At 62.7% G+C, this 4,774-nt stretch carries 2 protein-coding genes; both read left to right on the top strand.

Features of this window, described 5'->3' with window-relative positions; translation table 11 throughout:
* Window positions 1–1,093: 1,093 nt before the first annotated feature.
* Entirely contained in the window at window positions 1,094–2,197 is a 1,104-nt protein-coding gene (locus DC347_RS19520; RefSeq protein ID WP_109864153.1) for a tyrosine-type recombinase/integrase, read from the top strand.
* Window positions 2,194–4,701, top strand: a complete 2,508-nt coding sequence (locus DC347_RS19515) for a tyrosine-type recombinase/integrase (protein WP_109864152.1) — start codon at window positions 2,194–2,196, stop codon at window positions 4,699–4,701. Before DC347_RS19520 ends, DC347_RS19515 begins: the two co-directional genes overlap by 4 nt.
* The last annotated feature ends 73 nt before the right edge of the window (window positions 4,702–4,774 follow it).

Raw genomic sequence — 4,774 nt, 5'->3', positions numbered from 1 at the left:
AGGCAAAGACGGCTGGGCAAACTCACGCCCATCGAATATGAAACAATCAACCGGACCGCGCTCACAGCGGCCTAAGACCCCAAGTCAACAAAAGCCGGGGCAGTCCCGCACTCAGTCTTACCTGGACAGTCAACCTCGAATTCCAAGTCGTCAGCGTGCCGTCCTACCGCCGAGAAATCAAGCGTGAGGATGTTCGGTTCAAGCGATGCCGAACACGACGGCGTGTAGCAGGCGGTAAGAGAAGACGTCGCCACGAGTAGAAGCGGCAGCAAAGGCAAGCGCAGGATACGAGGCACCTATTCACGATAACCCTGGAAACCAGTATTGCTATCGAATGGATTTAGTGTTTTGACTGAGGAGCTTATCGCCGACGCGGGTGCCCGACAAGGGATCCCTTAACGTGCATTCTGCGCCTGGGCTGTCATGGGTCATCTCGACGCAATGAGCCACCACTTATTGCAGCCCGACTCGGTAGCGTGCGTCAGAAACTTTGGGGATTCTGGTTCATCCGAGCATCCGGGTTAGGCTCACGGAATGAAGCTCCGGGGGCTACTTCTGATCGTGTTTGGGGTCCTGTCCGTTGTCTTGGCCCTGGTTGTATTTGTCCGGGGGGTGTCAGCACCATCTGCCCCGCGGTCGGGTACGCCTACACGGGCGACGTGGAGTTGGTGTTTGCACACGAGCCAACGTCAGTTGCGGCATGTTTCGGTGAGGATTGCACTCCGGCCTCGGTAACCAGGGACCCTGACGGCAGGTGGCTGGTGCCCCAGTCTGCGCCTTACCTGATACCGGGCGTCAGCGTCACCTCTGTCCTTGTGGACGCGGCGGGCTCTTCAGGTGTCCGTGTTGCGCGCGTGCTGCCGATAGAAACAGAGCCGACCGGGGTGTACCCTGACGGTCCCGAATGCGGCGGGCCGGTGCGGTTCAAGCCAGTACCGGTCCCGCTCGGGTGAATAAGGATGGCCCCACCGTCGCCCGACCCACCATTCGCACGGCGTTCCACTCTTTGCATCCTGACTGTTTGGTGACAGTTAATCCTCTAGTTGGATGTTGACTGTTGTTTGCCTTGATTCGTCCTCGATAGCTTCCGATTGTGCGGATTTTTCAAGCGGTGGAAGTGACGGTCGAGAAGGACGAGATCGTTTGGGCTGTGGTGGATGACCGGTTCGTCCTGAGCGAGGAATGCCGGGGTTACGCGTTGTGGTTGGCGCACTCGGGCCGTGCTATCAATACCCAAAAGGCATATCAGCTGAGGCTGGCGAGGTTTCTCTCTTGGTGCGCTGAAAGGGGGACTCCGTGGGAAGGGCTTCGCTTCCACCAGCTCGCCGCCTACAAGGCCAGTCTTGAAGGGTTGCGTGATAAGAGTGGGGACGGGTTGTCGGGGAAGACGGTCAATGCTCATGTGACGGCCGTGATGGTGTTCTTGCGCTTTGCCGTGGTCCACGGCTTGGCCACCGACCAGCTGCGGGCGACGGTGGAGGGCCGCCGCCACGCCGTTGCTTCCCTTGGTCCTGAGGGGCAGTGGAAGACGGCGCCGGCCAGGCTGGTGAAGGCCCGGGAGATCAAACGGCGGCCCGTGGTCCTGACCCCGTCACAGGTCGGCCGCGTCCTGGAGGTGGTCGAGAGGCCGCGGGACAGGCTCCTGGTGTTGCTGATGCTGCGTTGCGGGCTGCGGGCCGGCGAAGTATTAGGCCTGCGGCTGGAGGACATGCACATGCTGCCTGACTCCGGCCACCTGGGCTGCACGATTCCCGGGCCCCACGTCCATATTGAAAGGCGCAGCAACCCGAACGGGGCCTGGGCCAAGTCACCGTATGAGCGGAACGTCCCCGTGCCTGCCGATGTTTGCGAAGTTCACGCCGCCTACATGACCCAAAGATACGCATCCCTGGGAGGCAATCAGCCGGACGCCTTGTTCCTGTCCATGACGGCCAAGAACCCGGCCGCTCTGGGATACCCGGGGCTACACCGCATGCTCGTGACCGTTGGGAAGAGCACGGGATTGCCAGTCAGAGCTCATCAATTCCGGCATACCGCAGCCACGGGCTGGGCGCGGGCCAAAGTCGACCCGGATGTCATCATGGCGTTGCTGGGTCACAGGTCCCTGGCATCCACGTCCATCTACCTGCACCCCGCGCAGGAAGAGCTTCGCAGCGCGATTGAAGAGACCCTGCTCGGCAAGGAGAATCGGCCGTGACAGCCTCCGCGGAGTTCCTACGCCGGGAATCGCCGGTCCCTGAGGCTGAGTCCTATCTGGGCTTTCTGGAGACAATGCTCGAACCCCGGTGGCGGCCCGGGGAATGGGACGCCAGGCTGTGGCTGTTCGCTGCAGACCCGGAGAATCCTTTGACGGGGGTCTACCCCTGCCCGACACCCGGTTGCCCCCGCGTCGCGGCCATCACTGGCCGTCTCTGTCGTTCCTGCATCATCGGAGAACCTGGCGACGAGCCGGCCCCGGTCCGGCGCCGGGCTCCGGAGTCGGACGCTCCGCGCTGCATGGTCGGCTCGGCCGGGCGGAGCTGCCAGGCCATGGGCATGGTCAGGGGACTCTGCAACCTTCATTACTCGCGCTGGCACCACAGCTCCGACAACGGACAGCCCCGGCTGAGCATTGAGGACTTCGCCGCTGCCGACACCATCATGTATCGGCGCGGCAAGCCCTGCGCAGCCATGTGCTGCAGGGAAGAATCCAACCAGCGCGCGACCGGCCTCTGCCTCTGGCACCACGCCATGTTCCGCAAACTCACCAAGCTCGGAGTCGACCTCGACGCCTTCACCGTTGTCGAACGCCCCCTCAATTTTCGCTCCCGCCATGAGTTCTCCTTCATTGATCTGCCACCGATCCTTCGAACCGAACTGCTGCTCGTCCTGCAGGAACGGGACCGCAACGCGTTCCGGATTCTGCCGGAGACAATGCGCCGGATCGTCCGCACTGCCATGGAAACCCGTGCCCGTTCCATCCACCGGCTGCTGGACACCGAACAGGGCAGGACACGGCCCGACAAGAGCGTCATCGGGTTCCTCCGGCACGCAGGCCTGCTCACCGCCCGGTGGAGATACCGCCATTCCGGCCGGGACATGCGCTCCGAAGACGTCTGGGACGCCGCCGTCATTGGCCTGCGCAAGGACCGGACAACGCGCACGCTCTGCTCCAAGGGCACCCTCGATTTCCGCCCCATCAGCGTCGACTGGTTACGCGAGGCCGCCAAAGACTACTCCCGGCACTTCGACCTCGCCGCCGACCAGATCCGCGACGTCATACGCACCATCCAAGTCGTCTCGGACGCCCTGGCACGCCGCCCCCACGGAGCCCGGCCCGAGCTCCTGACCCGAACAGACGCGAACGCAGTCGTGGACGCCTACCGCCACCTCACCGACACCGACGGTGAACCCCGTACGGACTCAGTGAAATATGACTACTTCAAGCTCTTCCAGCGGATCCTCCGCAACGGCGGGGACCTTGAAAGCCTGGCCCGGGTCAGCCCTAAGTTCATGTTCATCACGGCCGATTCCCTCCCAACTGCGGCGCGCGCCAGGAACCCCGGGAAGGCAATCCCGGAACACATCATCAGGATTCTCGATGCAAACCTGGAACTGCTCGCCGTGGACGAAGCTTTTGCCAATCCGGTCGGTCGAACCAGGGCCCTTCACAACCTGATGCTGCAGACCATCTACCAGTTGCTGCGGGACCTCGGCCGGCGGCCCACGGAAATCTACTCCCTGCCCCGCGACGCCCTCCGGGAAACCGACGACGGCCAGCCCTACATCATCTACAACAGCCACAAAACCGCCGAGTACGGGCTGGAACTTCCCATCCACCGCTCCACCGCCCGCATCATCCAGACCTGGCAGAACGCGCTTGGCACCGTCGAGGGCATCCACCCCGACGCCGCCAGCTACCTGTTTCCCTCGCCACGGCCCTACGGCCCCCAGTCACGCACCCACATCACACCCACTGGATTTCACACCAACTACTGGCGCTGGATCGACCGGATCCGGAAGCTGCCCGACGTCCGGGACGACCCCGCGAAACCAGCCGACTTCCTCACCAGGTCCCGGATGGGCCTCTATAACTGGCGCCATACCTATGCCCAACGGCTCAGCGACAACAGCACGCCGCCGGATGTCATTCAGGAGCTGATGAACCACAAGAGCTTCACGACCTCCACCGGATACATCAAAATCACCAGGGAACGACAGCGCCAGGCCATCGAGATCGTCAACAGCACCACGATCGACCGCCGCGGGCTGCTCCACGGACCCAAAGACTATGCAGCCTATGTCCGGGAATCCGTAGCGACCCCGCTGGGCCTCTGCACCGAGCCCAGCAACGTCAAAGCAGCCGGACAATCCTGCCCCGTCCGCAACAAATGCGGCGGATGCCAGTACTACCGGGCCAACCTCTCCCATCTACCCCAGATCGACGCCCACATCGTCGCCCTCACCGCAGACCTCGCCGCGGCCGGTGACATCGCCGAACCATGGATCCACCAGTCACTCAAAGAAGAGATCAACTCCTACAAACGAATGCGCACCGCGCTGCTGAAGGAAAAATCCAGGCTGACCCCCGAGGACAAGGCCGCCATTGATGACGCCGTCACGCTCCTGCACCAAATCCCTCCCGCAGCGCCACGCCTTGAAACCACCGGAGAACGCCGCATGCTGCCACTGACACCCGTCCGAACCACAAACCGAATATGAGCGAAAAACGGCAGTCAGCCATCGCCGCGCTAATTGGGGCCAAGAAAAAGGAAAGCAAAACCAAACAAGCCCT

The organism is Pseudarthrobacter sp. AG30, from assembly GCF_003116525.1.
Lineage (GTDB): Bacteria > Actinomycetota > Actinomycetes > Actinomycetales > Micrococcaceae > Arthrobacter.
This window is presented reverse-complemented; position numbering and strand designations above follow the sequence as displayed.